21 protein-coding genes and 4 tRNA genes are annotated in these 23,017 nt (G+C 59.6%); 9 read left to right on the plus strand and 16 right to left on the minus strand.

All coding sequences use genetic code 11. The features are described from left to right. Positions 1 to 13: 13 nt before the first annotated feature. Both AEQ67_RS00430 and AEQ67_RS00435 read right to left on the minus strand, forming a co-directional pair. Positions 14 to 1,234, minus strand: a complete 1,221-nt coding sequence (locus AEQ67_RS00430; protein WP_059401981.1) for a benzoate/H(+) symporter BenE family transporter — start codon at positions 1,232 to 1,234, stop codon at positions 14 to 16. Next, positions 1,231 to 2,595 carry an aromatic acid/H+ symport family MFS transporter gene (locus AEQ67_RS00435; protein ID WP_059401982.1) on the minus strand — a complete coding sequence of 455 codons (1,365 nt, stop codon included), beginning with the start codon at positions 2,593 to 2,595 and terminating at the stop codon, positions 1,231 to 1,233. The genes AEQ67_RS00430 and AEQ67_RS00435 overlap by 4 nt, the downstream gene beginning before the upstream one ends. A 254-nt stretch (positions 2,596 to 2,849) precedes the next feature. On the opposite strand from AEQ67_RS00435, the gene AEQ67_RS00440 reads away from it, so the two are divergent. The 5 genes from AEQ67_RS00440 (at position 2,850) to AEQ67_RS00460 (ending at position 6,295) form a co-directional block, all read left to right on the plus strand. Beyond that, complete coding sequence (locus AEQ67_RS00440; protein ID WP_059401983.1) at positions 2,850 to 3,476, plus strand: DUF1780 domain-containing protein; 627 nt, start codon at positions 2,850 to 2,852, stop codon at positions 3,474 to 3,476. Continuing rightward, positions 3,473 to 4,000: an MOSC domain-containing protein gene (locus AEQ67_RS00445; protein ID WP_059401984.1), complete on the plus strand. Its 528-nt coding sequence runs from the start codon at positions 3,473 to 3,475 to the stop codon at positions 3,998 to 4,000. The genes AEQ67_RS00440 and AEQ67_RS00445 overlap by 4 nt, the downstream gene beginning before the upstream one ends. Before the next feature lie 54 nt (positions 4,001 to 4,054). Further along, the gene (locus AEQ67_RS00450; protein WP_032833555.1) at positions 4,055 to 4,228 is read left to right on the plus strand and encodes a DUF3094 domain-containing protein; all 174 of its coding nucleotides are present in this window, start codon (positions 4,055 to 4,057) and stop codon (positions 4,226 to 4,228) included. A 60-nt stretch (positions 4,229 to 4,288) separates the two neighbouring features. Further along, positions 4,289 to 5,587, plus strand: a complete 1,299-nt coding sequence (locus AEQ67_RS00455) for an NAD(P)/FAD-dependent oxidoreductase (RefSeq protein WP_059401985.1) — start codon at positions 4,289 to 4,291, stop codon at positions 5,585 to 5,587. A 309-nt stretch (positions 5,588 to 5,896) separates the two neighbouring features. Continuing rightward, positions 5,897 to 6,295: an HvfA family oxazolone/thioamide-modified RiPP metallophore gene (locus AEQ67_RS00460; protein WP_059401986.1), complete on the plus strand. Its 399-nt coding sequence runs from the start codon at positions 5,897 to 5,899 to the stop codon at positions 6,293 to 6,295. A 138-nt stretch (positions 6,296 to 6,433) separates the two neighbouring features. Here AEQ67_RS00460 and AEQ67_RS00465 read toward each other — a convergent pair. From AEQ67_RS00465 to rluD, 7 genes are all read right to left on the minus strand, one after another. After that, a tRNA-Pro gene (locus tag AEQ67_RS00465) sits at positions 6,434 to 6,510 on the minus strand. A gap of 95 nt (positions 6,511 to 6,605) precedes the next feature. Beyond that, positions 6,606 to 6,681 (minus strand) — tRNA-Lys (locus AEQ67_RS00470). A gap of 5 nt (positions 6,682 to 6,686) precedes the next feature. After that, a tRNA-Pro gene (locus AEQ67_RS00475) sits at positions 6,687 to 6,763 on the minus strand. 9 nt (positions 6,764 to 6,772) lie between these two features. Further along, positions 6,773 to 6,848: transfer RNA gene (locus AEQ67_RS00480), tRNA-Asn, on the minus strand. Positions 6,849 to 7,147: 299 nt separating this feature from the next. Continuing rightward, a complete protein-coding gene (gene clpB / locus AEQ67_RS00485) occupies positions 7,148 to 9,712 on the minus strand; it encodes an ATP-dependent chaperone ClpB (RefSeq protein ID WP_059401987.1) in 2,565 nt (854 codons plus the stop codon). Positions 9,713 to 9,840: 128 nt separating this feature from the next. After that, positions 9,841 to 10,566 (minus strand): peptidoglycan editing factor PgeF, encoded by a 726-nt coding sequence (pgeF, locus tag AEQ67_RS00490; RefSeq protein WP_059401988.1) that lies wholly within the window; start codon positions 10,564 to 10,566, stop codon positions 9,841 to 9,843. Beyond that, positions 10,563 to 11,525: a 23S rRNA pseudouridine(1911/1915/1917) synthase RluD gene (gene rluD, locus AEQ67_RS00495; RefSeq protein WP_007942311.1), complete on the minus strand. Its 963-nt coding sequence runs from the start codon at positions 11,523 to 11,525 to the stop codon at positions 10,563 to 10,565. The genes pgeF and rluD overlap by 4 nt, the downstream gene beginning before the upstream one ends. 151 nt (positions 11,526 to 11,676) lie before the next feature. Here rluD and AEQ67_RS00500 point away from each other — a divergent pair, with 151 nt between their 5' ends. From AEQ67_RS00500 to AEQ67_RS00515, 4 genes are all read left to right on the plus strand, one after another. Further along, positions 11,677 to 12,699, plus strand: a complete 1,023-nt coding sequence (locus tag AEQ67_RS00500) for an outer membrane protein assembly factor BamD (protein ID WP_059401989.1) — start codon at positions 11,677 to 11,679, stop codon at positions 12,697 to 12,699. A gap of 185 nt (positions 12,700 to 12,884) precedes the next feature. After that, positions 12,885 to 13,118 (plus strand): PP0621 family protein, encoded by a 234-nt coding sequence (locus AEQ67_RS00505; RefSeq protein ID WP_059401990.1) that lies wholly within the window; start codon positions 12,885 to 12,887, stop codon positions 13,116 to 13,118. Next, a complete protein-coding gene (locus AEQ67_RS00510; protein WP_059401991.1) occupies positions 13,108 to 14,697 on the plus strand; it encodes a sensor histidine kinase in 1,590 nt (529 codons plus the stop codon). Before AEQ67_RS00505 ends, AEQ67_RS00510 begins: the two co-directional genes overlap by 11 nt. Then, positions 14,694 to 16,040 carry a sigma-54-dependent transcriptional regulator gene (locus tag AEQ67_RS00515; protein ID WP_059401992.1) on the plus strand — a complete coding sequence of 449 codons (1,347 nt, stop codon included), beginning with the start codon at positions 14,694 to 14,696 and terminating at the stop codon, positions 16,038 to 16,040. Before AEQ67_RS00510 ends, AEQ67_RS00515 begins: the two co-directional genes overlap by 4 nt. A gap of 108 nt (positions 16,041 to 16,148) precedes the next feature. On the opposite strand, the gene thiO is transcribed toward AEQ67_RS00515, so the two are convergent. The 7 genes from thiO to AEQ67_RS00550 are packed head-to-tail and all read right to left on the minus strand — an operon-like array spanning position 16,149 to position 22,947. Then, entirely contained in the window at positions 16,149 to 17,249 is a 1,101-nt protein-coding gene (gene thiO, locus AEQ67_RS00520) for a glycine oxidase ThiO (RefSeq protein WP_059401993.1), read from the minus strand. 55 nt (positions 17,250 to 17,304) lie between these two features. Continuing rightward, positions 17,305 to 17,706: a type IV pilin protein gene (locus AEQ67_RS00525; RefSeq protein WP_059401994.1), complete on the minus strand. Its 402-nt coding sequence runs from the start codon at positions 17,704 to 17,706 to the stop codon at positions 17,305 to 17,307. Positions 17,707 to 17,720: 14 nt separating this feature from the next. Next, a complete protein-coding gene (locus tag AEQ67_RS00530) occupies positions 17,721 to 20,831 on the minus strand; it encodes a pilus assembly protein (protein ID WP_059401995.1) in 3,111 nt (1,036 codons plus the stop codon). Beyond that, positions 20,818 to 21,306 carry a pilus assembly PilX family protein gene (locus AEQ67_RS00535; RefSeq protein WP_059401996.1) on the minus strand — a complete coding sequence of 163 codons (489 nt, stop codon included), beginning with the start codon at positions 21,304 to 21,306 and terminating at the stop codon, positions 20,818 to 20,820. Before AEQ67_RS00535 ends, AEQ67_RS00530 begins: the two co-directional genes overlap by 14 nt. A gap of 11 nt (positions 21,307 to 21,317) precedes the next feature. After that, on the minus strand, positions 21,318 to 22,031 hold the full coding sequence (locus AEQ67_RS00540) for a PilW family protein (RefSeq protein ID WP_059401997.1): 714 nt from the start codon (positions 22,029 to 22,031) through the stop codon (positions 21,318 to 21,320). Beyond that, entirely contained in the window at positions 22,028 to 22,477 is a 450-nt protein-coding gene (gene pilV, locus AEQ67_RS00545; protein ID WP_059401998.1) for a type IV pilus modification protein PilV, read from the minus strand. The genes AEQ67_RS00540 and pilV overlap by 4 nt, the downstream gene beginning before the upstream one ends. Beyond that, positions 22,474 to 22,947 carry a GspH/FimT family pseudopilin gene (locus AEQ67_RS00550; protein WP_059401999.1) on the minus strand — a complete coding sequence of 158 codons (474 nt, stop codon included), beginning with the start codon at positions 22,945 to 22,947 and terminating at the stop codon, positions 22,474 to 22,476. Before AEQ67_RS00550 ends, pilV begins: the two co-directional genes overlap by 4 nt. Between the last annotated feature and the right edge of the window lie 70 nt (positions 22,948 to 23,017).

Raw genomic sequence — 23,017 nt, forward strand, 5'->3', positions numbered from 1 at the left:
GTTTCTCTTATTTTTATTGATCGACAGGTTGAAGTGCTTCAGCCGCAGCAGATTCAGTGCGGGAAATGGGACGACGGGCGCTTAACAGCAAGTGCGTGACCATTCCGAAAATCAGCCCCCAAAATGCGGCGGACAAACCAAACAGCGACATGCCCGACGCCGTGGTGAGAAAGGTCACCAGCGCCGCCTCGCGATCACTCGGCACGGCCATCGCGCCAGCCAACGCCCCGGCAATCGCAGCGAACAGCGCCAGCCCGGCCAATGCCGAGATCAGTTCTTTGGGAAACGCTGAAAACAGCGAAACCAGGGTCGCGCCAAAGATCCCCAGCACCAGGTAACACAGCCCCCCAACGACCCCGGCCACATAGCGTTTGCGCGGATCTTCGTGCGCCTCGCGGCCGGTACACATGGCCGCGGTAATCGCCGCCAGATTCAGCCCATGGCAACCGAACGGAGCCAACAGTGCAGTGCCCAATGCGCTGCTGGCGATGATCGGGCTCGCAGGCAACCGGTAACCGCTGGCGCGCAGCACCGCCATGCCGGGCACAAACTGGCCGGTCAGCGCCACCATCACCAACGGCAGGGCAATGTTCAGGGTCGCGCTCAGGCTGAACTCAGGCGTGATCCATACCGGCGTGGCCAAACCGATCACCAGCGCTTCGCGGTGCAAATCACCGGCGAAAAAGGCGCTGGAACAGCCCACCAGCAGCACCATCAACACCGCATAACGCGGCATCACCCGCTTGCAGATCAGGTACGTGGCAAACATCGCCAACACCAGCCACGGCTTGCCTTGCAACGAGACGAACAAACCGGTGCCGAAGCTGAACAGAATCCCCGCCAGCATCGCCGCGGCAATCGCTGCGGGCAGCTTGCTGATGATCCGGTCGAAAGCCCCCGACACCCCGATCAGAAAGATAATCAGGCTGCTGACCAGATAAGCCCCCGCCGCCTCTGCCATGGAAATCCCCGGCAACAAGGCCACCAGCAACGCCGAGCCCGGTGCCGACCACGCAATGATGACCGGCACGCGGTAGCGCAGGCTCAAGCCAATGCCGAGCACCGCGCTGCCGATGGAAATGGCCCAGACCCAGGACGACAGCACTTCCCGCGAGAGGTGCGCAGTCTCGGCAGCCTGGAAGATGATCACCAACGGGCCGGCGTAGGAAATCACCGTGGCGATAAATCCGGCGACGGCCGCGGACAGGGAAAAGTCCCGGACGAACGCGTTCATGAAACTTCGCCGAAAGACCCCGACGTACCAGGGCGCAGGTCCAATCGCTCTTGCCGGGCGCTGCGCTGACTGCTGATCGCGAACACCGTCATCGCGATGGCGGCTACCGCGCCGGGTAAGGCAAATGCCATGAAGTTCAGTTGCAGTGGCAGGCTGATCCCCAGCAAGGCACCACCCAGCAGTGGCCCGACAATCGCGCCGTTGCGCCCGATGCCCGAGGCCCAGCCCAGACCGGTGGAGCGAATAGTCATGGAATAGAACTGCGCGGCGCAGGCGTACAACAGAATCTGCGAGCCAATGGTGGTGGCGCCGGCAATGGCGATCAGCCGGTACAACACGGGCGTCGGGCTGTTGAAACCGAGCAAGGTGATCGACACCGCAGCCACCGCAAAAAACACTGCCAGCACGCGCGGCAGATTGAGCGTGTCACCCAGTACCCCGCCGCCGACCGCGCCGAAGATGGCGCCGAAGTTGAGCACCACCAGGAATGACAGGCTCGAGCCCAGGCTGTAACCGGCGTTCGCCATCAGTTTCGGCAGCCAGGAACTCAAGGCGTAGACCATCAACAAGCAGCAGAAAAACGCCAGCCACAGCATCAGCGTGCGCAGCGCGCGACCCTCACGGAACAGTTGCAACACCGGTGTGCCGGTGCCTTTGACTTCGCTCATGTGCAGCTGATCGCTCGAGTGCGCGGTGTAAGCCGGATCAACCCGCTCGAGGATTTTGCGCGCTTCTTCATTGCGCCCCTGACGCAGCATGAAACCCGCCGATTCGGGCAAGAAGTACATGATCAACGGCAACATCAGCAGTGGCAGCACCGCCACGTAAAACACCGACTGCCAGCCGAAGCTCGGGATCAACACGATGCCCAGTCCGGCCGAGAGCATGCCGCCCACCGAATAGCCGCTGAACATGATCGCCACCAGCGTGCTGCGGATTTTCTTCGGCGCGTACTCGTTCATCAGCGCCACGACGTTGGGCATCACCCCGCCAATGCCCAACCCGGCAATGAAGCGGCAGAGGCCAAACTCGGTGGGGTTGCGGGCAAATCCGTTGAGCACGGTAAAACCGCTGAAGAGCATCACGCAGATCGTGATGGCTTTTTTGCGGCCGATCTTGTCCGACAACGGGCCGAAAAACAGCGCGCCGAACATCATCCCGAACAGTGCATAACTGCCCAGCGCCCCGGCTTGCAGAGGACTGAGCCCCCACTCTTTCATCAGCATCGGCAACCCCACGCCGTAGATCACCAAATCGTAACCATCGAAGATGATGATCAGGGCGCACCAGAACAGCACCATCCAGTGAAAACGGTTGAAACGAGCGTTGTCGATAACCTCGTGTACGTCGATCTTGCGCATGGCATTTATCTCTTGTTGTTGTTTTTGTAAGAGCGTCGGGAAAGCGGCTGACGTCCGTACAGCCGAGGGTAGAGCGGCCTGGAACCGTGCAATATCCGCTTCACGCAGATCGCTATCCGTTTTGTGCACGGCTGTGAAGTCGGGACTTGGGTGAGGATTACGGCAGGGTTGTGCCGAGGAATTTTCGAGCGAGGCCGGCCTGCTCCGACAAATTGTCTTCTTTGCGATCGCATTTGAACGCTAAGCTTGGGCCTATGGATGACTCAGACTATTTACGCCTGCTGACCATCGCGGCCGAGCAAGCCAACGCCTTTCTGTCCAATGCCCGCAAATGGGAGCGTGAGCGTTGGGTCTGCCAGCGCCTGCTGCAAGGCCTGAACATTCCTTATCGCGCCGACGAATTCGCCCCGGCCGGGGAACCGCCGGACGTGCTGTTTCGTGAGGCGAATTTCGAGGTGTTCTTCGTGCTCGACGAGGGCCGGCGCCTCAACGACGAATGGCGCGACGAGCTGCAACGTCGGCGCAGCGCGTTTTCCCTGAGTTCGCTGGTACGCCGCGAGGCCAAGCCCCGGCGCATTCCGGCCAATGAATTTTTGCTGAGACTGGCGCCGACCTTGCGCAAAAAAGCGCATAACTATAAAGAACGCGGCATGGACCTTGGCGAGCTGGACATCATCGCCTTCGCCAGCCTCAAGCGCGAAGTGCTGGACCTCAACAGCCATTTCCCGCCGCCGACCGAATACCTGCGCCAGGGCTGGCGCTCGTTGTCGCTGGTGGGTCCGACCTTCGCTCGTGTGCTGTTCGCTCATCCGGATGCGCCGGATTTCCTGCGCAGCAACCTCGGTCGCAGCATCGTTTTCGACGTTGGGATCAGTCTGTGAGTCCATTGCAGGAACTGATTGCTGAAGTCCCGCAGATCGGCCGTGTACGCTGGATCGGCGTGCGCCCCGCACCTCATGCGCCAATGATCGAACTGGAGGCGGTGGAAGCGCGGCTTGAAGCCGGGTTGACCGGCGATCGCGCCCGGCCAGGCGTGCGCAATGCGCGGCAGGTGACGCTGATTCAGTGGGAACACCTAGCGGTGATCAGTTCGCTGATGGGCCGCCCCGACGATCAACCGGTGTTGCCAAAAGATTTGCGGCGCAATCTGGTTATCAGCGGCATCAATTTGTTCAGCCTCAAGGGCCGACGCTTCAGGATTGGCCAGGCGATTTTCGAAACCACGGGTTGGTGCCAGCCCTGCGCGCGCCTGCAAAACAACCTCGGCCCCGGGACGTTTCAGGCCGTTCGCGGACATGGCGGAATCACCGCCCGAGTGTTACAAAGTGGAATCATTCGCCTGGACGATACGGTGAGCGTCGAGCCTATTCCGGACAGCGGCTATGCTCCGTTCAACGTTCGTTAAATCAGCCTGTAGCTTCTACACATTCAGCTACGTCTACCCCTGACGAGGCCCAATATGACCAGCCGCCTGAACCCGGACGACCAGAAGCATGTCGAAGAGTACCTGCACCTGTCCCAGCACCAAGTCGAGCGCCGGCCCTTCCGGCCGTGGATGCTCCTGGTGGTGGTGTTGGCAGTGACCATTGGTTTAGGCCTGTTGAGCCGATTTATCAGTTACCTGACGCTATGAGCTGCCTCGCGCTCGCTCGGGTAATTGCACCGATTTCTTTTAGCCTTGCGAGATATCCCCATGACTCATCGTATTGTCATCGTTGGCGGCGGCGCCGGCGGTCTGGAGTTGGCTACCCGTCTGGGTAAGACTCTGGGCAAGCGCGGCACGGCCAGCATCATGCTGGTCGACGCGAACCTGACCCATATCTGGAAACCGCTGTTGCATGAAGTGGCGGCCGGGTCGTTGAACTCTTCCGAAGACGAACTCAACTATGTGGCCCAAGCCAAATGGAACCACTTCGAGTTCCAACTGGGGCGCATGAGCGGGCTCGATCGGGCGCAGAAGAAAATCCAGCTGGCCGCCACCTACGACGAAGCCGGCGTGGAATTGGTGCCGGCCCGTGAAGTGGCTTACGACTCGCTGGTGATCTCCGTCGGCAGCACCACCAACGATTTCGGCACCCAAGGCGCGGCGCAGCATTGCCTGTTCCTCGACACCCGCAAACAGGCCGAGCGTTTCCACCAGCAATTGCTCAACCACTACTTGCGCGCCCACGCAGGGCAAACCGACAAGGTCGAGCAAATCAGCGTGGCCATCGTCGGCGCCGGTGCCACCGGGGTCGAACTGGCTGCCGAACTGCACAACGCCGCTCATGAACTGGCGGCTTACGGCCTGGACCGGATCAAACCCGAAAACATGCACATCACCCTGATCGAGGCCGGGCCACGGGTTCTGCCTGCGCTGCCGGAACGGATTGGCGGGCCTGTGCATAAAACCCTGGAGAAACTCGGGGTCAATGTCATGACCAACGCCGCCGTCAGTGAAGTGACCGCCGACAGCCTGATCACCGCCGACGGCAAAGTGATCAACGCCAGCCTGAAAGTCTGGGCTGCCGGGATTCGTGCACCGGGTTTCCTCAAGGACATCGATGGCCTGGAAACCAACCGCATCAATCAGCTGCAAGTGCTGCCGACCCTGCAAACCACCCGCGATGAAAACATCTTCGCCTTCGGTGACTGCGCCGCTTGCCCGCAACCGGGCACCGACCGCAATGTGCCGCCACGGGCGCAGGCTGCGCATCAGCAGGCTTCGTTGCTGGCCAAATCGCTGAAACTGCGGATCGAAGGCAAGGCGTTGCCGGAGTACAAGTACACCGACTACGGCTCGCTGATCTCGCTGTCACGTTTTTCGGCTGTGGGTAACTTGATGGGCAACCTCACCGGCAGCGTGATGCTCGAGGGTTGGCTGGCGCGGATGTTTTACGTGTCGCTGTACCGGATGCACCAGATGGCGCTGTATGGCGCGTTTCGCACGGCGATGCTGATGCTCGGCAGCAAGATCGGACGCGGGACTGAGCCGCGGCTCAAGCTGCATTAAGATCCTCGTCGTCAGTCAGGGCCTCTTCGCGGGCAAGCCTCGCTCCTACAGGTTATGTGTCCGTAGGAGCGAGGCTTGCCCGCGAAGCAGGCGCCTCGGTCTAACCCGCGAACACTTCTGTGTCTCACTGTATCTATCCCCGCAATTGCGCCCTTTGCTTACAAACTCCCCCCTTGCACGACACAGTAGCGATACACCACGCCCGCTAAATGGCCACACCCGAGCAAGGCACCGCCTGCTTCGGTTATCGCCGCACTTACGTGGCGTCCTTTATCGAACGGTTGTGTCGTGCAACCCAGGAGTATTGAAATGTCCCGTACCACCAAAAACACTATCGGTCTGCTCGGCGCTGTTTTGGCCGGTGGCATGATGTTGTCCGGCTCCGTGTTCGCTGCGCAGCCTCTGACTCAAGGCTACCTGCTGGCCTCGGCCGAACAGGTGGTGAAGACCCCGGAAGGCAAATGTGGCGAAGGTAAGTGTGGGGATGCCTCGATGGCGAAAACCGACACGGATGGCGACGGTAAGGTCTCCCGTGCCGAATTTCTGAAAGTCGCGCCGAAGTCCAATTTCGACAAGATCGACACCAACCATGACGGCTTCATCGATGAGCAAGAGGCTTACAACAACGTAAAAGCCAACTTCGAAGCCAACGGCAAGAAAATGCCAAAAGGTTTGTTCGAACACCTGAAAGACCAAGACGGCGCCTAAGCGTCTGTGAGCCAGGCCGCGCTTTTCCATCGAGAAGCGCGGCTTTTTTTCGTCCGGAGTTTTTACACCTGAAAGCGCTGGGTCATTATCCGCAGACAAAAAAAATCCCCGTATCTTTCGATACGAGGATTTTTAATATGGTCGGGGTAAGGGGATTCGAACTCCTGACATCCTGCTCCCAAAGCAGGCGCGCTACCGGACTGCGCTATACCCCGGTAAAAAAAAGGCACCTTTGAAAGGCGCCTTCTGCGAACAGAGCTTTTGGCGTCTGATCTTAAGATCTGATTCCAGCGTTAACTGGTTTCAAAAATGGTGGGTCGTGTGGGATTCGAACCTACGACCAATTGGTTAAAAGCCAACTGCTCTACCAACTGAGCTAACGACCCAAAAATGGTCGGGGTAAGGGGATTCGAACTCCTGACATCCTGCTCCCAAAGCAGGCGCGCTACCGGACTGCGCTATACCCCGGTTTGAAATTGGCTCCGTGACCAGGACTCGAACCTGGGACCCAATGATTAACAGTCATTTGCTCTACCGACTGAGCTATCACGGAACTACATATTTCAATTACAACGTTTGAAACTTTTTGCGTTCTCTTCAACCCGTTCGCATCGCTGCGTTCGTGTGTCTGAGGCGCGCTATTCTACAATCTTCAGCACCTCTGTCAACCCCCTAAATTGCTTTCAAGTTAATGATTTGCAACTTATTTTGGATTCCTGCTTGGGGAGCAGAAACCCTCGCGGGTGACTTACTGCGGGGCGCACTTTACAAGCCTTTTCCTTAGAGTTCAACAGCCTGGCGAAAAAAAGGCCTCGCAATGCGAGGCCTCGTTTATTGCGCCGCCACTTTGGGTCAGGCGAAAACGATTTCGTCGTTTTCCACTGTACCCACCGCGGTGTCGCCCGGCATGAAGCGGCCCGACAGAATCAGCTGCGCCAGCGGGTTTTCGATCCAGCGCTGGATCGCTCGTTTGAGCGGCCGTGCGCCGTATACCGGGTCGTAACCGACAGCAATCAGCTTATCCATGGCTTCAGGGCTGAGTTCCAGCTTCAGCTCGCGCTCGGTCAGACGACTGCGCAGGCGACCCAACTGGATCTCGGTAATGCCCGCGATCTGATCACGAGCCAATGGCTCGAAGATCACCACTTCATCCACCCGGTTGATGAACTCCGGACGGAAATGCGTGGAAATCGCGTCCATCACCGCCGCACGCTGAGCCTCACGATCACCCACCAGTTCCTGGATCTGCACCGAGCCCAGGTTGGAGGTCATGACGATCACGGTATTCTTGAAATCCACCGTGCGGCCATGGCTGTCCGTCAAGCGACCATCTTCCAGCACTTGCAGCAAGATGTTGAACACGTCCGGGTGGGCCTTCTCGACCTCGTCAAGGAGGATCACCGAATAAGGCTTGCGACGCACCGCCTCGGTCAGGTAACCGCCCTCTTCATAGCCTACGTAGCCTGGTGGCGCACCGATCAGACGAGCGACGGAATGTTTCTCCATGAACTCGGACATATCGATCCGCACCATCGCCTCTTCAGTATCAAAGAGGAATTCGGCCAGCGCCTTGCACAACTCGGTTTTACCGACACCGGTCGGGCCGAGGAACATGAACGAACCGCTTGGGCGATTCGGGTCGGACAACCCGGCCCGCGAACGCCGCACCGCGTTGGAAACGGCAATCACCGCTTCGTCCTGGCCGATCACGCGTTGGTGCAACAGGCTTTCCATCTTCATCAGCTTGTCGCGCTCGCCTTCGAGCATCTTCGACACCGGAATGCCGGTCCACTTCGACACGACTTCGGCGATCTCTTCTTCAGTCACCTTGCTACGCAGCAACTGGTTTTCGCTTTTGCCGTGCTGCTCGACCATTTGCAGGCTGCGCTCCAGGTCCGGGATCCCCCCGTATTGCAGCTCGGCCATGCGGTTCAGGTCGCCTTTGCGGCGGGCGGTTTCCAGTTCCTGACGGGACTGGTCGATTTTCTGCTGGGTCTGCGCAGAGCCCTGGACTTCGGCTTTTTCCGCGCTCCCGATTTCTTCGAGGTCCGAATACTCACGCTCGTGACGAACGATTTCTTCCTGAAGTTTTTCCAGACGCTTCTTCGCCGCGTCGTCGCTTTCTTTCTTCAGCGCCTGGGATTCCACCTTCAGCTGAATCAGGCGACGCTCCAGACGGTCCAGCACTTCCGGCTTGGAATCGATCTCCATGCGGATGCGGCTGGCGGCTTCATCGATCAGGTCGATGGCCTTGTCCGGCAATTGACGATCCGTAATGTAGCGATGGCTGAGCTTGGCCGCCGCAATGATCGCGCCGTCGGTGATCGCCACCTTGTGGTGAACTTCGTAACGCTCTTTCAGGCCACGCAAGATGGCGATGGTGTCTTCTTCGCTCGGCTCGTCCACCAGGACTTTCTGGAAGCGTCGCTCAAGCGCGGCGTCCTTCTCTATATATTGGCGGTACTCGTTGAGCGTGGTCGCACCGACGCAATGCAACTCGCCGCGAGCCAGTGCCGGCTTGAGCATGTTGCCAGCGTCCATCGAGCCTTCGCCCTTGCCGGCGCCGACCATGGTGTGCAGTTCGTCGATGAACAGAATGATCTGACCTTCCTGCTTCGACAGTTCGTTGAGCAGGGATTTCAGGCGTTCTTCGAACTCGCCGCGGTACTTGGCACCGGCAATCAGCGACCCCATGTCCAGCGACAACAGGCGCTTGCCCTTGAGGCCATCCGGCACTTCGCCGTTGATGATGCGCTGGGCCAAACCTTCGGCGATGGCGGTTTTACCGACGCCAGGCTCACCGATCAGCACCGGGTTGTTCTTGGTGCGGCGTTGCAGCACCTGAATGGTCCGGCGAATTTCATCGTCACGGCCGATCACCGGGTCGAGCTTGCCTTCTTCGGCGCGCTTGGTCAGGTCGACGGTGTATTTATCCAGCGCCTGGCGCGACTCTTCGTGGTTGGCGTCATTGACGGCTTCTCCACCGCGCAGGTTGTTGATCGCGTTTTCCAGGGCTTTTTTGCTGACGCCCTGGCCGAGCAACAGTTTGCCAAGCTTGCTGTTCTCGTCCATCGCGGCGAGCAACACCAATTCGCTGGAGATGAACTGGTCGCCCTTCTGCTGGGCCAGACGGTCGGCCTGGTTGAGCAGGCGCGCCAGATCCTGCGACATGTTGACGTCGCCGGTCGGGTTCTGGATTTTCGGTAGTTGATCGAGCTCTTTGGTCAGCTCTTTACGCAAGCTGTTGACGTCGAAACCTACTTGCATCAACAGGGGTTTGATCGAACCACCCTGCTGTTCAAGCATGGCTTGCATCAAATGCGCCGGTTCAATGCCCGGATGATCAAGGCCGACGGCCAAGGATTGGGCGTCGGACAAGGCTAACTGCAACTTGCTGGTTAAACGGTCTATACGCATGGGTCACCTTCCTTTTGAGCAGGCCGGACCTATAAACATCCTGAATGAAGAAACCTGCCAGATATCACTTAGATGTGGTCGATTCTGGGAGTTTCAAGCGCGGTAGAGTTGATGTAGATCAGAGAAGTCTAGCGTTCGAGCCAGATAAGGGAGGCGAATCGGCCGGTTTTTGGGCTGCGGCGGAAGGAAAAGAAGCGCGGATCGGTCACGGTACAGAAACCGCCACCGTAAACGGCAGTTACACCGCGAGCGGCCAGGCGCAAACGCGCCAGCTGATAGATGTCAGCCATGAATTTGCCAGCATTGGCGCTGGGCAAAAAGGCGTTGCCGGCTTCAGGCTGTTGCTGGACGAACGTTTCGCGCACTTCCGGGCCGACTTCAAACGCTTGCGGGCCAATGGCCGGGCCGAGCCAGACCAGCACCTCGGACGGTGCCACGGCCAGGCTGTCGAGGGTGGCTTCCAGCACACCCGCCGCCAACCCGCGCCAACCGGCATGGGCCGCCGCGACGCGAGTGCCGGCGCGGTCACAGAACAGCGCCGGCAAGCAGTCGGCAGTCATCGCCGCGCAGGCGATACCGGGCGTTGCCGTCCAGCTGGCGTCGGCAGTGGCCACCCGGCCCGGTTCTGCATGAGCCACGACGATGCCGTGAACCTGCTGCAACCAGGCCGGTTGAATAGAGAAATGATCGGTGAGGCGACGGCGATTTTCGGCGACGGCTTCAGGGCTGTCGTCGACATGATCGCCGAGGTTGAGGCTGTCGAACGGCGCCAGACTGACGCCGCCCGCTCGGGTGGTGACGCAGGCTTTCACCCCGGCAGGCGCAGGCCAGTCGGGAATTAGCCAGTCACTCATCCGATGAACGCCTCACGGTCTTGCTTGAGCAGGGTCAGCAACCAGACGAAATCGTCCGGCAACGGCGATTCCCAGCTCATGCGTTTACCGGTGGTCGGGTGATCCAGCTCCAGGAACCGCGCATGCAGTGCCTGACGCGGGAACGCCTTCAACGATTCGACCATGGTCACACTGGCTGCCGGCGGGATGCGGAAACGTCCGCCATAGGCAGGATCTCCGACCAACGGGTAGTTGATGTGCGCCATGTGCACACGAATCTGGTGCGTACGACCGGTTTCCAGCTTCACCCGCACGTGAGTGTGGGAGCGGAAACGCTCGAGCACGCGGTAATGGCTGACGGCTTGCTTGCCCCCTTCCATCACGGCCATGCGCTGGCGTTGCTGGCCATGACGACCGATCGGCGCGTTGATCTTGCCACCGGCAGTCACCACGCCAATCACGATGCACTCGTAGATCCGGCTGACGCTACGGCTCTGCAACTGAGTGACCAGTTGCGTCTGAGCTTGAATGGTCTTGGCCACCACCATCAGACCGGTGGTGTCCTTGTCCAGACGATGCACGATACCGGCGCGGGGCACATTGATAATGTCCGGCACGTGGTGCAGCAAGGCGTTGAGCAAGGTGCCATCGGCATGACCGGCAGCCGGGTGCACCACCAGGCCCGCAGGCTTGTTGATCACCAGGATGTCGTCGTCTTCATAGACGATGTCCAGCTCGATGTCTTGAGCGATCCATTCGCCCTGAGCTTCCTGCTCGGCAGTCAGTTCAAGAATGGCGCCACCGTGAACGATGTCTCGCGGGCGGATAACCGCCCCATCCACAGTCAGGCGGCCGTCTTTGATCCAGGCGGAAAGGCGCGAGCGCGAGTGCTCAGCGAATAATTGTGCGGCGACTTGATCGAGGCGTTGGCCGCCCAATTCGGACGGCACCTCTGCGCGAAGTTCAATTTTATCGGACATGCTCAGACTAGGCGTCGGCACAGCCTTTGGTTTCGGCTGCGCGCTTGTGGTTAAATACGGCGTCTTTTGCCCCGAGGCTATTCAACGGGGCGCTCATCATAACAGGACGGCCCCGCCCAAGACAGCGGCCGTCATAGGGACGCAAGCCGCCATGCAAGTGAAACACCTGCTGCTGATCGCCATCCTCGCATTGACCGCTGCTTGCTCATCGAAGGAAGTCGTAGACGAAAACCTTAGCGAAGTCGAGCTGTACCAGCAGGCTCAGCAAGATCTCGACAATAATAGCTACACTGCCGCCACAGCCAAGCTGAAAGCGCTGGAGTCGCGTTATCCGTTCGGCCGCTACGCCGATCAGGCTCAACTCGAGCTCATCTACGCCAACTACAAGAACACCGAGCCAGAGGCTGCGAAGTCCGCTGCCGAGCGTTTCATTCGCCTGCACCCGCAGCACCCGAACGTGGATTACGCCTACTACCTCAAGGGCCTGACCTCGTTCGATCAGGACGTTGGCCTGTTGGCGCGCTTCCTGCCGCTGGACATGACCAAGCGTGACCCGGGTGCCGCTCGCGACTCCTACAACGAGTTCGCCCAGCTGACCAGTCGCTTCCCGAACAGCCGTTACGCACCAGACGCCAAGCAGCGCATGATCTACTTGCGCAACCTGCTGGCCGCCTACGAGATTCACGTTGCCGACTACTACCTGACTCGTCAGGCCTATGTCGCTGCCGCGAACCGTGGTCGTTATGTGGTGGAAAACTTCCAGGAAACCCCTTCGGTCGGTGACGGCCTGGCGGTGATGACCGAGGCTTACCAGCGTCTGCACCTCGATGACCTGGCGGCCACCAGCCTGGAAACCCTGAAGCTCAACTACCCGAACCACCCAAGCCTGGTGGACGGTCAGTTCGTGCCATCGGTAGCCGAAGCCGACAACCGTTCGTGGTTGAGCAAGGCGACCCTGGGCCTGATCGAATCCCGTCCGCCGCTGCCGCCGGGCGAAACCCGCGCCAACCAGGATGTGCAGAAGCAGTTCCAGGATGCGAAGGACGCGATCCCGAGCGATCTCAAGCCTAAAGATCAAAATGGCGACGTGATCGAAGAAGAGAATCACGAAGCGGAAGGCAACAACAGCGACCGCTCGTGGTTCAGCTACATGACCTTCGGTGTGTTCGACTGACACATGCCGCCCCTGTAGGAGCGAGCTTGCTCGCGATGGACTTGAGGGCAACGCGTTTCTTCAGAAGACACGCGTTATCGTTAACGTCCATCGCGAGCAAGCTCGCTCCTACATATTATATTCGCTGTGCGCCTGCCATCTCCCCCGGCTAAACTGGCTGATCATTAGCTAAAAAGCAGCTCATCATGCTTCGTTTATTGTTCTGGATCGCCCTGATTGCCGCTGCAGTATGGTTCTGGCGCAAGTTCAAGGGCCAGGCGTCCGTGCCCAAGTCCTCTGCCGAACTGGAAGCAGCACCGATGGTCCGCTGCGCCCATTGCGGCGTCCACCTGCCCCGCGACCGCGCGCTAAACCTTCAACAACAGTGGTATTGCAGCCAGGCTCATCTTGAGCAAGGCCCGGGCACCAGTGATCGCTGAGACGTCCCGTCCCGGCAGCACACGGGCGCAGCGACTGCTGCGCCTTTATCATCTTTACCGATTAAGCATCGGCATCACCCTGGTGCTGCTGATCTCCAGCAACATGGACAACCAGTTGCTGACGTCCGCCAATGACATCTTGCTGCGCAATGGCAGCTGGCTGTACCTGGTGCTGAATATCCTGCTGGTGGTCTTCCTCGAAGACACTCGACGCCCCACGCAACTGTTTACCCTCGCGCTGATCGACGTACTGCTCCTGTGCGGCCTGTTCTACGCCGCCGGCGGTGTGGCCAGCGCCATCGGCAACCTGCTGATTGTATCGGTGGCCATAGGCAACACCTTGTTGCGACGCTCCATCGGCCTGCTGATTGCCGCCATCGGTGCGATCGGCATCGTCGGCTCGAGCTTCCTCCTGAGCTTCAACCATCCCGCCAGCCCCAATGACTATCTCCAGGTCGGTACGCTCGGCGCCCTGTGTTTTGCCGCGGCATTGCTGGTGCAAGGCCTGATGCGACGCCTGGAAGTCAGCGAAACCCTGGCCGAACAGCGGGCCAGTGAAGTCGTCGGACTTGAAGCCCTCAACGCACTGATCCTGCAACGCATGCGCACCGGCATCCTGGTCCTCGACGACCAGCGGCGGGGTCAACTGGCCCCCCACAGTGCCTTGACCCTGCTGGGACGCGACCGCCTCGAAGGTCAACTGATCGATGACCACTCACCCACCCTGGTCGAACGCCTGGAACCGTGGCTCAACAACCCCACGTTGCGCCCCCAGAGCCTGAAAGTCGCCCACAGCGGCCTGGAACTGCAGCCGAGTTTCATCGCGCTGGACCAACGCCCACACCACCAGCCCCTGGTGTTTCTCGAAGCCCTCGCGCAAATCGCTCAACCCGCCCAGCAGCTGAAACTTGCTGCCCTCGGCCGTCTGACCGCCGGCATCGCCCATGAAATCCGCAATCCACTGGGCGCCATTAGTCATGCCGCGCAGCTATTACAAGAATCAGAGGAACTGAACGGCGCGGATCGACGTCTGACACAAATTGTTCAAGACCACTCTCAGCGAATGAATCGGGTAATCGAAAATGTCCTGCAACTGTCCCGCCGCGAGCAAACCGTGCCGCAAAGGCTCGATCTGAAGCCGTGGCTGGAACAGTTCGTCGCCGAAACCCGCGAGCGGGCGACCGAAGGTCAGCAGGTTCACTTGCGTATAGGCTCGGGAGACTTCAAGACCTTGATGGATCCGAACCAGCTGACGCAGATTCTCGACAATCTGGTACGCAACGCCTGGCGCCATAGCGCCCTGAGCCACGACCCGGCGCAGGTCAGGCTCGAGTTGTTTGTCGATCCCGACAGCCAGCTGCCAGTCCTTGAGATCCTCGACAATGGACCCGGCGTGGCACTGGACCATCAGGCGCACCTGTTCGAACCCTTCTTCACCACCAGCACCCAAGGCACTGGCCTGGGGCTGTATCTGTCCCGTGAGCTGTGCGAAAGCAACCAGGCCCGCCTAGACTTCAAACCACGCCAAGGCGGCGGCTGCTTTCGTATCACCTTTGCTCACGGACGGAAACAAAGTTGAACACTAGCTCACGGCAAAAAGTCCTGATCGTCGACGACGAACCGGATATCCGCGAACTCCTGGAAATCACCCTGGGACGGATGAAACTCGAGACCTTCAGTGCCCGCAACCTCGGCGAAGCCCAGGCCCTGCTGACGCGGGAGACGTTCGATCTGTGCCTGACCGACATGCGCCTGCCGGATGGCACCGGCCTTGAACTGGTGCACTACATCCAGCAACGCCACCCTCACCTACCCGTGGCAATGATCACCGCCTATGGCAGCCTGGAAATAGCGATCAACGCCCTTAAGGCGGGTGCCTTCGACTTCCTGACCAAACCGGTCGACCTCACTCGCCTGCGGGAACTGGTCAGCAGCGCCCTGCGTTTACCCACGGCGGGCTGCTCCGGCACTTCCATCGATCGGCGGTTGCTGGGCGATTCATTGCCCATGCGTAGCCTGCGTAAACACATCGACAAACTGGCCCGCAGCCAGGCGCCGGTCTACATCAGCGGCGAATCCGGCAGCGGCAAGGAGTTGGTTGCCCGACTGATCCACGAGCAAGGGCCGCGCGCCAAGCAACCGTTTATCCCGGTCAACTGCGGGGCGATCCCGTCAGAGTTGATGGAAAGCGAGTTTTTCGGGCATCGCAAAGGCAGCTTCAGCGGTGCCTTTGAAGATAAACCCGGGCTTTTCCAGGCAGCGAACGGCGGCACTCTGTTCCTCGACGAAGTGGCTGATTTACCACTGGCGATGCAGGTCAAACTACTCAGGGCGATCCAGGAGAAAGCCGTACGCAGTGTCGGCGGCCAGCAGGAAATCGTGGTCGATGTACGCATCCTCTGCGCCACGCACAAAGACCTCGATGGCGAAGTGGCCGCCGAACGCTTTCGCCAGGATTTGTACTACCGGTTGAATGTGATCGAGCTACGGGTGCCGTCCTTGCGCGAGCGCCGGGACGACATTGAGACCTTGGCCAACCATATGCTCAACCGCCTGGCCGCCGCCACCGGCCAACCCGCCGCAAAACTCCACCCACAAGCGCTGGACGCGCTGAAAAGCTATCGCTTTCCGGGCAACGTGCGGGAACTGGAAAACATGCTTGAACGGGCTCATACGTTGTGCGAGAACAAACAAATCGAGGCCAGCGACCTGCGACTGGCCGAGGGTAACTGCAACCCGGAAGGGGGTGTGCCGGACCTGACGCAGATCGACAACCTGGAAGACTATCTGGAAAACGTCGAACGCAAACTCATCCTCCAGGCGCTGGAAGAAACCCGTTGGAATCGCACGGCGGCGGCTCAGCGGTTGAATTTGTCGTTTCGGTCGATGCGCTACAGGTTGAAGAAATTGGGCTTGGATTGAGGGCCTCTTCGCGGGCAAGCCTCGCGCCTACAGCTTTGATGCCGTATGCCACTGTAGGAGCGAGGCTTGCCCGCGAAGGCGATCTAACCAACGCCGAAAGTGTTGCGGCTAGATCCGCCCACTCGGCGCATACGGCGCAGGATCAATTATCGGTTCCCTACCCAACATCACATCCGCGAACAACTGACACGACGCCGGCGCCAACACCAACCCGTTCCGGTAATGCCCGCAATTGAGCCACAACCCTTCAAACCCTGGAACCTGACCGATATAGGGAATCCCTTCCGGCGAACCCGGCCGCAATCCGGCCCAATGTCCAACCACCTCAGCATCCGCCAGCGCGGGTATCAACTCGACCGCCGACGCTTTCAGGCTCTCCAGCGCAGGCTCAGTCGGGGTCTTGTCGAAACCTTCATGCTCCAGCGTACTGCCAATCAGAATGTGCCCGTCGCGCCGAGGAATCGCATAACGCCCCTTCGCCAGAACCATGCTCGGCAGAAAATCCGCCGCGCATTTGTAGAGAATCATCTGCCCTTTCACCGGTTCGACCGGCAGTTCCAAGCCCAGTTTTTTGAGCAGGTCACCGCTCCAGGCCCCCGCAGTCAGCACCACCTGATCACCATGAATGGCACCCGCCGAGGTCTGCACCCCGACCACCGCAGCACCTTCGCGGATAAACCCGCTGACTTCGCACTGTTCATGGATCGTCACGTTCGGCAGTGCCAGCAAAGCAGCCTTGAGCGATTTCACCAGCCGTGGATTGCGCACGTTGGCCACATCGGCCATGTAGATTGCCCGGGAAAAACCGCCACCCAGCACGGGAACGGCGTCGTGCGCCGCCGAGATATCCACAGCCCGCAACGGCCGGTTTTCCCGTTCTGCCCAGGCCAGCGCCTCGGCTTCATCATCCAGATCCAGCCAATACAAGCCGGTAGTGTGCACTTCAGGATCGACGCCGGTTGCTGCAAACAGTCGCTCGCCCAGCTGTGGATAAAAATCCTGAGACCAATGCGCCAGCGCGGTAACCGCCGGGCTATAACGCCACGGATATAGCGGCGAAACGATACCGCCACCCGCCCATGACGACTCCTGACCGACGTTCGAACGATCCAGCAGCACAACGCTCTGCACTTCGGACGCCAGGTTGAACGCCGTCAGCAGCCCAATCACCCCGCCGCCGACAATCACCACTTGCTGTTGCCTGGTCATGTTTTGATCCAACCGTTAAATGGACAGAGGCGCAAAAAGCGCCCGAAAAAGGAACTCAGCGACCCCAGCAATCCTTGCTCGTCAGACCGCTCGTTGCATTGGCCATGCTCCGGACACCCGTGTTGGTGATGGTGAAATCGCCACACTTGTCTGTTGTCATGGCGGTGCCAGACTTGCGCACTGCCGTCAGCAGGAAGGTCTGGTCGGTCAGGGTCGGGGTAATGGTGTAGAAGTCATTGCCAGTGCTCAGCCCGGTGGCATTGGTGTAGACGTTGTTTTTCGAATAGAAGCGCTCAAGGAGCTGTGCCTGTTCGGAGAGCAGGCCGGCGACTTCGGTGCGGCGACCCTTTTTCACGTACTCGGTGAGGCTCGGGTAGCCAATGGTAATGACGATCCCGATGATCGCAATCACGATCATGATTTCGATCAGGGTAAAACCTCGGTTGGTTCTGCGCATGCCTCAACTCTCACTTACTGTATTTGTCGCCACATGATGCGACGGCTGCCGCCGCCGCCCTTTTCAACCAGCCTGCTCACCGCGCCGCTGGTATCGCCCACGATCTTGCCGGTGCCACCGTCGACGATGGCGTTCACGATCGGAATCCCCCCCGTGAAAACCACCCCGCTGGAAATCGTGTCGGTGCTGTCGATCAAACCATCGCCAGTGGTATCGAGCACCGCGTAGTTGAGCATCTTACCGCTGAACGCATCCAGTTCGACCAGTTTGCCGGTGCCAAAGCTCGCGCACGGGTCGGTGGTGTCCACGATCGCGGTGGTGAAGACGATCCGGCCCAGTACCAATGAGGCCTGATTGATCACCCGCTCACCGGTCAATACGCTGTTGTAGACCAGAGGCAAGTACCAGCCTTTCTCCGCCGGATAGGTCACTTCGTTCTGGCTGGTGGTAATGATTTGTCCCGAGCTGCTCGACAACACTCCCGTCACTGCCTGGGCCTGCAAACTGGAGGTGGTGATCTGCCCGGCGCCACCGTTCGCGTCCCACACGGCATAGAACGCCTGCAAATCCTTGCTGGTCTTGTCGGCGGTTTCGTTGAACTTGCCGGTGCCAAAAAACACCACCTTACCGCCCAGTGGATTGTCCGCCAGCACCGGCTGCACCGTGATCGGCTGGGTCGCGCCGCCTGCGGTGGTAAACAACGGTTTGCCGGAAAACGCCACGCCCCAGGTGTCCGTGGTGATACCGCTCAAATCAAACTTCCAGAGCCGCCCTTTCAAGTCGCCACCATAGGCGGCCTGCACCACATTCTGCGAGTTGACCTTGAGCTTTACCGAGGACAAGCCGTTAGTGGTTTCGGTGCTGTCGACCACGATTTTCTTGATCAGCGAACCGTCACGAATATCCACGACATACAGCGCCGCCACCCCGGAGTTACTGCCGTAGCCGTTGGAGATGAACGCTGCCCATCGACCGTCGGCCAAGCGTGCCACTTCCGGGCGGGCGTAGGCATAACCCAGATCATTGAAAACGTTGGCCGTATTTGCCGTGGTCGGCGCAGTGATTTCCCACAGCGCCTTGGTCACGTTACCGGCCGAGGCGTCGAACAACTGCAACGCGTAAAACGTCTTGCCGCCTGCGCCGGTCCCGCCCAGTGCCAGGGTTTTCCAGGCACTGTTGAGCTGGGCATCGAACACCCCGACCTGACCGTCGACCAGAAACTTGTGGCTGACACCGTTGATGTAGGCGATATCGGCGATATTGCGCAGCGATGGCAGCACACTGGACGGCATGTAGGCATAACGCCGGGCACCGTTGGCCGAGTTGATGACGCTGACAAAGCCATCGTTGGCGTTGACCACCAGACTGGCACTCATGTTGGTGGCTTTGGTGGCCAGGTAAGTGCTGTAGCTGGTGTCACCGATCAGGTCGGAGGCGGTTTTTTCTGCGGGTGATGCAAGCACCAGGGGCGAATTGATGATGTCGCCGAGCAACACGTTGCGCACTTTCAATCCGGTTTTGTTGGTGCCCTTGCTCCATTCCACTAGATCACTGCCGGTAATGCCGGTGGGCAAACTCTGACTCAACGTCGTCTGCTGCGCCGGGGCGAAATTGCTGTAAGCGAGGGTTATAGGGGCATTAGTCAGGGTGTTCCAGGATTGGTAGCCCGGGGCCGTGGCGGCGGGCACGATGGCCGTGTCGGTGCTCCAGAGTACCGAGGCAGTATTCACCGCGCCATTGGAGGAGAAGCCATAGGATTTAATGGTGCCGCGCCAGTCCTTGGGGTCATAGCTGGTCTGGTAATAGGCGGAGCCGGCAACGATGATCGAGCTGCTGGTGGTGCCGCTGCCCCCGGAGCCGGCCTTGGAGGTGATATCACTCAGGGCAGATGACAACGCGGTGTTGAGGCCAATGCTGTCGGTGGCCTGGTAATACTTGCCCTGCCCGTAATTGGCGGCATCCGACAACATCTGATTCGCGGCGGTAAAACCCACGGTGTAGGTGTTCATATTTTGCTTGGGAAAATCCGCCGCATTCCAGCTTTTGCCGGCCAGATCGGTTCCTGTGGAGCGCATGTCGATGTCGAAGGCAAACTTGGCGATGTCGTCCAGATACAGCGTATCGCCTTCTCCGTCACCGTTGAGGTTGTCGCCATCGTTGTTCACGCCATCCCAGTTCGGCAGACGAGCACCACCCAGCGGATCGGTCGTGGGAAAAGTCCGGTCGAAGGTCGGCAAGCCATCGGTGATCACCACACCGTAGTTTTTCTGGCAGCGGTACTGAATCGGGCTGGTGTACGTCGTCGGGGTCGAGTTGTAGAACGGCGCCAGCCCCCGGAAATAGCGGTTTATTTCGTAGTAGGTTTCCGCCAGCGGCGTGTTGGCGATGGCGCTCAAGGCGTTGATGGAGGCAAGCAGATTGTTGTAATTGCTGTCAGCCTGGGCCTGAGTGACGCTGCCGCTGACCGGTGAAAGATCGCTGATCGATCGGGCGATGAAGCCGCCACCGCCGGAGTTGCTGCTCGTCGGTGGATTGAACGTCGCCAGGCCAATGCGCAACGCGCGATTGCTGGAGACCAGGCTGGTGGATACATCCTGTGCGACGCTGATCCGGTATTCGTTGGGAATCGCGTTGGCCCCGGTGGTGAAATCCCGGTTCGAACCGTTGGCCAGGCCCACCAGATAAGACAGGTAATCAGCCGTGTAACGAGTGTTTTCATTGCCTACCGGGTCGGGCAGCTTCAGGCAGATCGATGACAGGCCCAAAAAACCACGATAAAAACCATACCAGTTGCCATTGGTCGAGCAACCTCCACGATTGAGGCTCGACAACAAAATATTGGTATCACTCATGTCCAGGTTCTGACCGCCTAGACACGACAAGTTGGAGTTGCAAATCGCTATCTGTGGCCAGTTGGCCGCGGAATTGAAACCCGGCGCCCAAATGATGTTGTTCATGCTCCCCGAGTCATCGATCAATAGCATCACGTTCGGCGCAACGGCCGCGGCGCTCAACAACGGAGAATCCGACGGCGTGAAGGCATAGGCCGGAGCCGACAGGTACAGCCCCAAAAGCGCCCCACACAGCAGCGGCCACCACCCGGCGCGCGTCTTAGTACTTCGCATAAATACTCTCCACCACACTGCGTGAATTGCGCGAGGTGCCCGGAAAACCCACGGCGGTCACTCGATACAGCGTTGCCGAGGTATTGCTCGGCACATTCACGGCGGTCAGGGTGGTGCCGATATTCTGTACTCCGTAAAAACCGGTGCCGGCGGCGATCCAGGTCACCCCCGAGGTGGAATTGAACCCGGCAGCGGCGATTGAAGATGACTCGGCCGGCGGCGCACATTGGCTGGTGCCGCTGCAGACCGGCAACGTGTAGGTGTCCACTTGCACCGCACTTTCGCCAATGCGCAATGCCGCTTCGGCGCTCTGGAAAGACTGGTTGCGCAGGGTCACGCTGCCCGCCATTTTTTCCTGCAGGGTGGCGTTCTGCATGGATGAAATGCCGATCAGCGTCAGCAATAGCAGAAACACCAGGCTGACTAGCAGGGCCATGCCGCGCTGGGAGTGAGACGTCATGGAGGATAATTTCATCGGCCCTCCCCTCATGGCAATCGGTTGCGCAAAGCGGCAACCACGTTGAAGGTTTGATTGCGCACCCGGTTGTTCGGGTCCGTGAGGGTCAATGTCAGGCGCACGCTACGAATACGTGCCGGATCGGAAGGGTTGGTGCTGTAACTGGAGGCGGCCGTATCGGTGGTCGAACTGGCGAGGCCGAAGCTCACATTGAAGGCACTGACGTTGTCTACCAGCACAAATTGGGTTGGCGTGCCGCTGCCGGCTCCCATTGTCAGTTGTCCGTTTTTCAGACTGTAGATCAGTCGCCGGATCGCAACCGCCTGCTGCCCTGTCGCGGGCCCCCGCACGCCGGTATGGGCCGTCGCCGTATTTCGGCGATCGGAACCCACAGCCCGGGTCGGCGCCCCGCCACTGCCACCGACATCGGCGCTCACCAGCGTGAGCTTGAGATTGGCGTTATCCCAGTTGATCGGCGTTATCTGGTTGGCATTGAAATCACCCGTCGCACTGGCGTCAGTGATCGTCCCCAGGCAGCCGAACATGCCCACCATGCGGATTTCCTGAATCATCTTGCTCAGCACGAAACGCGCATCTTCCTGCATGCTGGCGGCCGTGTTCTGGCTAACGTAGGTGTTCTTCGCCGCGATAAAAACCTGCGCCACGCCCAGTACCACGATCAGGCTCAACGCCAGGGCGATCAGCAGTTCGATCAGGCCGAAACCGCTATTGAGCCGCTTCATGGTGTCGACACCGGGTCGACGGTGGCACGACTGGTCAGGACGAAGGTGCGACGGGAATTGGCGACGTTGGCGGCCCGCGAGTCGTCCCAGGTAATGGTGATGGTGTACACACGCTGATTGAGCGCGACGCTACCTGTCGCGGTCGCGCCGAGGGAATTGACGATGTTGCTGGTGAAGTCGTAGAGATCCTGATCCCGGGCGACGCTCAGGTTGCCCGAGGTGGGAGGCGTGACGGTGTAGTCGGCGCCGGAGTTGGCGCGAATGCGGTCCATCATGTCGTAGGCGATAAAACTCGCCTGGCTGGTCATCCGCGAGCTGTCGGTGTACTTCAGCGCATTCAGCTGAATCGCCGCCGCCCCCAACAGCCCAACGCTAAGAATCACTAACGCGACCAAGACTTCGATCAGCGTCATGCCTTCCTGTGCACGCTTGCTCCATCCCCTCATCCGCAACTTCCACCCAATAGAACTCGTCCGTTCAAACACACATTCAGCGTCCTGCTTTGCGCCCCCAGTACATAGCTGATCACCACCGCCGTGGACGGTGCCGACAAGCCCCCCAGATTATTGAAATCGATGGCGGTCACTCCTGAGGTTAGCGTCAGAGTCGCGCCGCTGCTCATCGATGGAACAACCCGCAATACATTCGCCGGATTGCCAGTACCGTCATAAACCGTGAGTTCCCCGGTCCAGACGCTGCCGCCCGCTGTTGGACGAATCCGGGTAGTGATCCCTCGGTCGATCGCTTCCAGGCGGGCGAAATTCAGACCCCGTTGCAGATCACCGACCTCGGTGTCGGCCTTGGTGCTTTGCACCGAACGGGTAAACGCCGGGACAGCCAGGGTGATCAGGATCAGAAACACCGCGAGCGTGACCAGCAACTCGATCAACGAGAAACCTTTTGTACGATGTTCCATCGGTGCCCTCCGTTGCCGTCGGCTATACCTGCTTCTACACGCTAGAGCATTCGACCGGCAGATGTCCGGT

The organism is Pseudomonas sp. RIT-PI-q (assembly GCF_001297125.1).
Classification (GTDB): Bacteria; Pseudomonadota; Gammaproteobacteria; order Pseudomonadales; family Pseudomonadaceae; genus Aquipseudomonas.

Excerpts from the sequence above, each read along its gene's own strand:
- AEQ67_RS00430 (WP_059401981.1), bottom strand. The coding sequence starts at position 1,234 with ATGAACGCGTTCGTCCGGGACTTTTCCCTGTCCGCGGCCGTCGCCGGA.
- AEQ67_RS00435 (WP_059401982.1), bottom strand. The coding sequence starts at position 2,595 with ATGCGCAAGATCGACGTACACGAGGTTATCGACAACGCTCGTTTCAAC.
- AEQ67_RS00440 (WP_059401983.1), top strand. The coding sequence starts at position 2,850 with ATGGATGACTCAGACTATTTACGCCTGCTGACCATCGCGGCCGAGCAA.
- AEQ67_RS00450 (WP_032833555.1), top strand. The coding sequence starts at position 4,055 with ATGACCAGCCGCCTGAACCCGGACGACCAGAAGCATGTCGAAGAGTAC.
- AEQ67_RS00455 (WP_059401985.1), top strand. The coding sequence starts at position 4,289 with ATGACTCATCGTATTGTCATCGTTGGCGGCGGCGCCGGCGGTCTGGAG.
- AEQ67_RS00460 (WP_059401986.1), top strand. The coding sequence starts at position 5,897 with ATGTCCCGTACCACCAAAAACACTATCGGTCTGCTCGGCGCTGTTTTG.
- clpB (WP_059401987.1), bottom strand. The coding sequence starts at position 9,712 with ATGCGTATAGACCGTTTAACCAGCAAGTTGCAGTTAGCCTTGTCCGAC.
- pgeF (WP_059401988.1), bottom strand. The coding sequence starts at position 10,566 with ATGAGTGACTGGCTAATTCCCGACTGGCCTGCGCCTGCCGGGGTGAAA.
- rluD (WP_007942311.1), bottom strand. The coding sequence starts at position 11,525 with ATGTCCGATAAAATTGAACTTCGCGCAGAGGTGCCGTCCGAATTGGGC.
- AEQ67_RS00500 (WP_059401989.1), top strand. The coding sequence starts at position 11,677 with ATGCAAGTGAAACACCTGCTGCTGATCGCCATCCTCGCATTGACCGCT.
- AEQ67_RS00505 (WP_059401990.1), top strand. The coding sequence starts at position 12,885 with ATGCTTCGTTTATTGTTCTGGATCGCCCTGATTGCCGCTGCAGTATGG.
- thiO (WP_059401993.1), bottom strand. The coding sequence starts at position 17,249 with ATGACCAGGCAACAGCAAGTGGTGATTGTCGGCGGCGGGGTGATTGGG.
- AEQ67_RS00525 (WP_059401994.1), bottom strand. The coding sequence starts at position 17,706 with ATGCGCAGAACCAACCGAGGTTTTACCCTGATCGAAATCATGATCGTG.
- AEQ67_RS00530 (WP_059401995.1), bottom strand. The coding sequence starts at position 20,831 with ATGCGAAGTACTAAGACGCGCGCCGGGTGGTGGCCGCTGCTGTGTGGG.
- AEQ67_RS00535 (WP_059401996.1), bottom strand. The coding sequence starts at position 21,306 with ATGAAATTATCCTCCATGACGTCTCACTCCCAGCGCGGCATGGCCCTG.
- AEQ67_RS00540 (WP_059401997.1), bottom strand. The coding sequence starts at position 22,031 with ATGAAGCGGCTCAATAGCGGTTTCGGCCTGATCGAACTGCTGATCGCC.
- pilV (WP_059401998.1), bottom strand. The coding sequence starts at position 22,477 with ATGAGGGGATGGAGCAAGCGTGCACAGGAAGGCATGACGCTGATCGAA.
- AEQ67_RS00550 (WP_059401999.1), bottom strand. The coding sequence starts at position 22,947 with ATGGAACATCGTACAAAAGGTTTCTCGTTGATCGAGTTGCTGGTCACG.